The sequence below is a fragment of the Paraburkholderia terricola genome (genome assembly GCF_900142195.1).
Classification (GTDB): domain Bacteria; phylum Pseudomonadota; class Gammaproteobacteria; order Burkholderiales; family Burkholderiaceae; genus Paraburkholderia; species Paraburkholderia terricola.
Genome location: NZ_FRAB01000044.1, coordinates 47,995 through 54,297, shown reverse-complemented (window position 1 = coordinate 54,297; position 6,303 = coordinate 47,995). Strand labels below are relative to the sequence as shown.

Annotated in this window: 13 protein-coding genes; all 13 read left to right on the top strand. The window is 58.1% G+C overall.

The window, feature by feature from the left end; translation table 11 throughout:
• Positions 1 to 255, top strand: a 255-nt coding sequence (locus BUE39_RS27645; protein ID WP_459543771.1) for an EF-Tu C-terminal domain-related protein, incomplete at its 5' end; no start/stop codon positions are given.
• Between the two features lie 127 nt (positions 256 to 382).
• Positions 383 to 694 (top strand): 30S ribosomal protein S10, encoded by a 312-nt coding sequence (gene rpsJ, locus BUE39_RS27640; RefSeq protein ID WP_006998489.1) that lies wholly within the window; start codon positions 383 to 385, stop codon positions 692 to 694.
• Positions 695 to 895: 201 nt separating this feature from the next.
• Positions 896 to 1,555 (top strand): 50S ribosomal protein L3, encoded by a 660-nt coding sequence (rplC, locus tag BUE39_RS27635; RefSeq protein ID WP_073431863.1) that lies wholly within the window; start codon positions 896 to 898, stop codon positions 1,553 to 1,555.
• Positions 1,555 to 2,175 carry a 50S ribosomal protein L4 gene (rplD, locus tag BUE39_RS27630; RefSeq protein WP_007180136.1) on the top strand — a complete coding sequence of 207 codons (621 nt, stop codon included), beginning with the start codon at positions 1,555 to 1,557 and terminating at the stop codon, positions 2,173 to 2,175. Before rplC ends, rplD begins: the two co-directional genes overlap by 1 nt.
• A complete protein-coding gene (rplW, locus tag BUE39_RS27625) occupies positions 2,172 to 2,486 on the top strand; it encodes a 50S ribosomal protein L23 (protein WP_007180135.1) in 315 nt (104 codons plus the stop codon). The genes rplD and rplW overlap by 4 nt, the downstream gene beginning before the upstream one ends.
• Before the next feature lie 2 nt (positions 2,487 to 2,488).
• Positions 2,489 to 3,316, top strand: coding sequence for a 50S ribosomal protein L2 (gene rplB / locus BUE39_RS27620; protein ID WP_073431858.1), 828 nt, complete (start codon positions 2,489 to 2,491; stop codon positions 3,314 to 3,316).
• A 10-nt stretch (positions 3,317 to 3,326) separates the two neighbouring features.
• Entirely contained in the window at positions 3,327 to 3,602 is a 276-nt protein-coding gene (rpsS, locus tag BUE39_RS27615) for a 30S ribosomal protein S19 (RefSeq protein ID WP_004199273.1), read from the top strand.
• 10 nt (positions 3,603 to 3,612) lie between these two features.
• Positions 3,613 to 3,942, top strand: a complete 330-nt coding sequence (rplV, locus tag BUE39_RS27610) for a 50S ribosomal protein L22 (protein ID WP_011490054.1) — start codon at positions 3,613 to 3,615, stop codon at positions 3,940 to 3,942.
• 11 nt (positions 3,943 to 3,953) lie between these two features.
• A complete protein-coding gene (gene rpsC, locus BUE39_RS27605; protein ID WP_035554750.1) occupies positions 3,954 to 4,751 on the top strand; it encodes a 30S ribosomal protein S3 in 798 nt (265 codons plus the stop codon).
• Between the two features lie 2 nt (positions 4,752 to 4,753).
• Positions 4,754 to 5,170, top strand: a complete 417-nt coding sequence (gene rplP, locus BUE39_RS27600; RefSeq protein WP_007180131.1) for a 50S ribosomal protein L16 — start codon at positions 4,754 to 4,756, stop codon at positions 5,168 to 5,170.
• Between the two features lie 10 nt (positions 5,171 to 5,180).
• Positions 5,181 to 5,375 carry a 50S ribosomal protein L29 gene (gene rpmC, locus BUE39_RS27595; RefSeq protein ID WP_007180130.1) on the top strand — a complete coding sequence of 65 codons (195 nt, stop codon included), beginning with the start codon at positions 5,181 to 5,183 and terminating at the stop codon, positions 5,373 to 5,375.
• A complete protein-coding gene (rpsQ, locus tag BUE39_RS27590) occupies positions 5,372 to 5,644 on the top strand; it encodes a 30S ribosomal protein S17 (protein ID WP_007180129.1) in 273 nt (90 codons plus the stop codon). The genes rpmC and rpsQ overlap by 4 nt, the downstream gene beginning before the upstream one ends.
• Positions 5,645 to 5,934: 290 nt before the next feature.
• Positions 5,935 to 6,303: a 50S ribosomal protein L14 gene (gene rplN, locus BUE39_RS27585; protein ID WP_006052212.1), complete on the top strand. Its 369-nt coding sequence runs from the start codon at positions 5,935 to 5,937 to the stop codon at positions 6,301 to 6,303.

Here is a 6,303-nt window from a genome sequence, read left to right as displayed (position 1 = left end):
GTGCTGAGCAAGGACGAGGGCGGCCGCCACACGCCGTTCTTCAACAACTATCGTCCGCAGTTCTACTTCCGTACGACGGACGTGACGGGCTCGATCGAGTTGCCGAAGGACAAGGAAATGGTCATGCCGGGCGACAACGTGTCGATCACGGTGAAGCTGATCAATCCGATCGCGATGGAAGAAGGTCTGCGCTTCGCGATCCGCGAAGGTGGCCGTACCGTCGGCGCAGGCGTCGTTGCCAAGATTCTCGAGTAAAATCGCGGCTTGAATTTGTAGCAAGTGGTGCCCGGAGCCGGGCGCCGGCCCTCAGCGGGTGCCCGGCTCTACGTTCTTTTACTGTCTGGCGGCGCAACGCCGCCTCGCTCTTTACCGAGGAATTGTCATGCAGAACCAGAAAATCCGCATTCGCCTGAAGGCTTTCGACTATCGCCTTATCGATCAATCGGCAGCTGAAATCGTCGATACGGCAAAGCGGACTGGCGCAATCGTTCGTGGTCCGGTGCCCCTGCCGACCCGCATTCAACGTTTCGACATCCTGCGTTCGCCGCACGTCAATAAGACGTCGCGCGATCAGCTCGAAATTCGCACCCACCAACGCCTGATGGACATCGTCGATCCGACGGACAAGACCGTTGATGCGCTGATGAAGCTGGATCTGCCGGCTGGCGTGGACGTGGAAATCAAGCTGCAATAAGGCTCTCGGTGCTTGCCTGGGGTCACGGGCAACGCTAAGTCATTGATTGCTTGCGAAAAACGAAAGGCCTCGCTATAATGCAAGGCTTTTCGCGCATTTGCGCAAAAAAGTCGGCGTGCTGCAGCATGAATTCATGCCCGAAACGGCGCCGGCATTTTGTAAATTAGCCCCGACCAATCGCAGTCGGGAATGGAGAAAACGATGAGCCTTGGACTCGTAGGTCGCAAGGTTGGCATGACCCGTATCTTCACGGCTGAAGGGGATTCGATTCCCGTTACCGTGCTGGACGTGTCCGACAACCGCGTGACGCAGATCAAGACTGTTGAAACCGACGGCTACACGGCCGTGCAGGTTGCATTCGGTACGCGCCGTGCATCGCGTGTGACGAAGCCGTTGGCCGGTCATCTCGCCAAAGCCGGTGTTCAAGCCGGTGAAATCCTCAAAGAATTCCAGATCGATGCCGCCAAGGCTGCCGAGTTGTCGAACGGTGCCGTGGTCGGTCCCGATCTGTTCGAAGTGGGCCAGAAAGTCGACGTGCAAGGCGTGTCGATCGGTAAGGGCTACGCCGGTACCATCAAGCGTTACAACTTCGCATCCGGCCGTGCATCGCACGGTAACTCGCGCTCGCACAACGTGCCGGGTTCGATCGGTATGGCGCAGGATCCGGGTCGTGTTTTCCCCGGCAAGCGCATGACCGGTCACATGGGTGACGACACTGTAACGGTGCAAAACCTGGAAATCGCTCGGATCGACGCCGACCGCAAGCTGTTGCTGGTTAAGGGCGCCGTTCCAGGTGCGAAGGGTGGCAAGGTATTCGTTACGCCGGCCGTGAAGACGCGTGCCGTGAAAGGAGCGAAATAATGGAACTTAAGCTCCTGAATGCCAACGGTCAGGAAGGTGCGGGCGTTAGCGCGTCGGACGTCGTGTTCGGCCGCGATTACAACGAAGCCCTGATTCACCAGGTCGTGGTTGCTTACCAGGCGAATGCCCGTAGCGGCAATCGCGCGCAAAAGGATCGTGAGCAGGTCAAGCACACGACCAAGAAGCCTTGGCGCCAGAAGGGTACGGGCCGCGCTCGTGCTGGTATGTCGTCGAGCCCGTTGTGGCGCGGCGGTGGCCGGATCTTCCCGAATTCGCCGGAAGAAAACTTTTCGCACAAGGTCAACAAGAAGATGCATCGTGCGGGTCTCTGCTCGATCTTCTCGCAGCTGGCCCGCGAAGGCCGCATCTCGGTGGTCGACGAGCTGACGCTCGAAGCGCCGAAGACGAAGCTGCTGGCCGAAAAATTCAAGGCGATGGGGCTCGACTCCGTGCTGGTGATTACCGACACGGTTGATGAAAACCTGTACCTCGCGTCGCGCAATCTCGCCCATGTGGCGGTTGTCGAGCCGCGTTACGCCGACCCGCTGTCGCTGATCTACTTCAAGAAGATCCTGATCACGAAGGCTGCGGTCGCCCAGATCGAGGAGTTGCTGTCATGAGCGAGATTCGCAAAAACGATCATCGTTTGATGCAGGTCCTGCTCGCGCCGGTGATCTCCGAAAAGGCGACGCTGGTGGCCGACAAGAACGAACAAGTCGTGTTCGAAGTCGCGCCCGATGCCACGAAGCAGGAAGTGAAAGCTGCAGTCGAGCTGCTGTTCAAGGTGGAAGTCAATTCCGTCAATGTGCTGGTCTCGAAGGGCAAGGCCAAGCGCTTTGGCCGCTTCATGGGTAAGCGCAAGGACGTGAAGAAGGCCTACGTCTGCCTGAAGCCCGGCCAGGAAATCAACTTTGAAGCGGAGGCCAAGTAATCATGGCAATCGTTAAAGTTAAGCCGACTTCGCCGGGTCGCCGCGCGATGGTCAAGGTGGTCAACAAGGATCTGCATAAGGGCAAGCCGTTCGCGCCGCTGCTCGATTCGCAGTCGTCGACTGCCGGCCGCAACAACAACGGCCACATCACTACGCGTCACAAGGGTGGTGGTCACAAGCATCACTATCGCGTCGTCGATTTCCGTCGCAACAAGGACGGCATTGCGGCGAAGGTCGAACGTCTTGAGTACGATCCGAACCGCAGCGCAAACATTGCGCTGGTTCTGTACGCAGACGGCGAGCGTAAGTACATCATCGCTCCGAAGGGTGTGACGGTAGGCCAGCAACTGATGTCGGGTTCGGAAGCGCCGATTCGCGCAGGCAATACGCTGCCGATCCGCAATATTCCGGTCGGCACGACGATCCACTGCATCGAAATGCTACCTGGCAAAGGCGCGCAAATGGCGCGTTCGGCCGGTACGTCAGCGATGTTGCTGGCTCGTGAAGGCATCTACGCACAGGTCCGCCTGCGTTCGGGTGAAATCCGCCGCGTTCACGTTGAATGCCGCGCGACGATTGGTGAAGTTGGCAACGAAGAGCACAGCCTCCGTCAAATCGGTAAGGCTGGCGCGAACCGCTGGCGCGGTATCCGCCCGACGGTGCGTGGCGTTGCAATGAACCCGGTCGATCACCCGCACGGTGGTGGTGAAGGCAAGACGGCTGCAGGTCGCGATCCGGTGAGCCCGTGGGGCACGCCTGCTAAGGGTTATCGCACCCGCAGCAACAAGCGCACGACGAGCATGATCGTCCAGCGCCGTCACAAGCGCTAAGGAGTAAGCAATGGCACGTTCTGTAAAAAAAGGTCCGTTCTGCGACGCCCATTTGCTGAAGAAAGTTGAGGCGGCAGCAGCTTCGCGGGATAAGAAGCCGATCAAAACCTGGTCGCGCCGCTCGACGATCCTTCCGGATTTCATCGGTCTGACGATCGCCGTTCATAACGGCCGTCAACACGTTCCGGTGTACATCTCGGAAAACATGGTCGGCCACAAGCTTGGCGAGTTCGCATTGACCCGTACGTTTAAGGGTCATGCAGCCGACAAGAAGGCCAAGAAATAAGGGGCTCAAGATGGAAGTGAAAGCAATTCATCGCGGTGCCCGCATCTCGGCGCAGAAAACGCGCCTTGTGGCTGACCAGATCCGCGGTTTGCCGGTCGACAAGGCGCTGAACGTTCTGACGTTCTCGCCGAAGAAGGCTGCGGGAATCGTGAAAAAGGTCGTGCTGTCGGCGATCGCGAATGCGGAGCATAACGAAGGCGCCGATATCGATGAGCTCAAGATCACGAGCATCTACATCGACAAGGCTGCATCGCTCAAGCGTTTTACCGCGCGCGCTAAGGGCCGCGGTAACCGCATCGAGAAGCAATCCTGTCACATCACTGTGACGGTCGGGAATTAAGGGGTCATACGATGGGACAGAAAATTCATCCGACTGGCTTCCGTTTGGCCGTCAGCCGCAATTGGGCGTCGCGTTGGTACGCGAACAACAACAATTTCGCGGCGATGTTGCAGGAAGACATCGGTGTTCGTGAATACCTGAAGAAGAAGCTGAAGAACGCTTCGGTGGGTCGCGTCGTTATCGAGCGTCCGGCGAAAAACGCGCGCATCACGATTTATAGCTCGCGTCCGGGTGTGGTCATCGGTAAGAAGGGCGAGGATATCGAGCTGTTGAAGTCGGAGCTGCAACGCCGCATGGGCGTTCCGGTCCACGTCAACATCGAAGAAATCCGTAAGCCGGAAACCGATGCGCAATTGATCGCGGATTCGATCACGCAACAGCTCGAGCGGCGCATTATGTTCCGCCGCGCGATGAAGCGTGCAATGCAAAACGCGATGCGTCTGGGCGCCCAAGGCATCAAGATCATGAGCGCTGGCCGCCTGAACGGTATCGAAATCGCTCGTACGGAATGGTATCGCGAAGGTCGGGTGCCGCTTCATACGCTGCGTGCCGATATCGACTACGCAACTTCGGAAGCGAAGACGACGTACGGCATCATCGGCGTGAAGGTGTGGGTCTACAAGGGCGACACGCTCGGCCGTAACGATGCGCCGGTGGTCGAAGAAGTCGCCGAAGAAAAGCGTCCGCGCCGCAACGCACGTCCGGGTGGCGATCGTCGTCCGCGTCGTGATGGTGAAGGTGGTGGCCCGGCAGGTGCACGCCGTGGCGCTCCTCGTCGCGCTGGTGGCGACGGGAAGACTGGAGAATAACGATGCTGCAACCGAAACGCAGAAAGTATCGCAAAGAGCAGAAGGGTCGTAACACCGGTATCGCTACCCGTGGCAACGCGGTGTCGTTCGGTGAATTCGGCCTGAAGGCTATCGGTCGTGGTCGCTTGACCGCGCGCCAGATTGAAGCGGCACGTCGTGCAATGACGCGCCACATCAAGCGTGGTGGCCGCATCTGGATCCGCATTTTCCCGGACAAGCCGATCTCGCACAAGCCGGCTGAAGTACGGATGGGTAACGGTAAAGGTAACCCTGAGTACTACGTCGCAGAGATTCAACCGGGCAAGATGCTGTACGAAATGGACGGCGTAACCGAAGAGCTGGCACGCGAAGCGTTCCGTCTGGCTGCAGCTAAGCTGCCGCTTAAGACGACGTTTATCGTGCGTCAGCTCGGCGCCTAAGGAGCAAATGATGAAGGCTTCCGAACTTCACCAGAAAGATCAGGCCGCGCTCAACAAGGAGCTGTCGGACCTGTTGAAGGCGCAATTCGGCCTGCGCATGCAACTCGCGACCCAGCAGCTCACGAATACGAGCCAGCTGAAGAAAGTTCGTCGCGACATCGCACGTGTGCGGACCGTCCTGACTGAGAAGGCGAACCAGAAATGAACGATAGCGTAAAAACCTCGCTCAAGCGGACGCTGGTCGGCAAGGTCGTCAGCAACAAGATGGACAAGACGGTCACCGTGCTGGTTGAGCACCGAGTGAAGCATCCGATCTACGGCAAGTATGTTGTGCGTTCGAAGAAATACCACGCGCACGACGATGCGAACACGTACAACGAGGGCGATCTCGTTGAAATCCAGGAAACGCGTCCGATTTCGAAGACGAAAGCTTGGGTTGTGGCTCGCTTGGTCGAGGCTGCTCGCGTCATCTGACGCCGCAAAGTTGTAGAAGTAATTGAAATCGCAGTAGGTTTCGCTTGCAAGACCAAGATTATTTGATATAATCTTGGTCTTCCCTCTTTTATGGGAGCCCCGTCGCGGGCGAAGTTGGTGGGGGAAGCGGGTCGGGCGCCAGCCTGTTCCGAAGGATTCACCGGATTGCGATGGCGGGTTTCGTTTGCCGTCGCTGCTGTTCTAACCCAAGCAGCCGATTGGCTGACGGGACCAAGACTGACCGGGTACGCCATGGTGGTGTGGCCGGATTAAGTTGGGAAAGATAAACCATGATCCAGACCGAAACTCGGCTTGAAGTGGCCGACAACACGGGTGCGCGTGAAGTCATGTGCATCAAGGTGCTCGGCGGCTCGAAGCGTCGTTATGCCAGCATTGGCGACATCATCAAGGTGACCGTCAAAGAAGCAACGCCGCGCGGGCGCGTGAAGAAAGGCGAAATTTATAACGCCGTGGTGGTTCGCACCGCCAAGGGCGTGCGCCGTCAGGACGGTTCGCTGATCAAGTTCGACGGCAACGCCGCAGTGTTGTTGAATGCCAAGCTCGAACCTATTGGCACCCGTATTTTCGGGCCTGTCACGCGCGAGTTGCGCAGCGAACGATTCATGAAGATCGTTTCGTTGGCACCTGAAGTGCTGTAA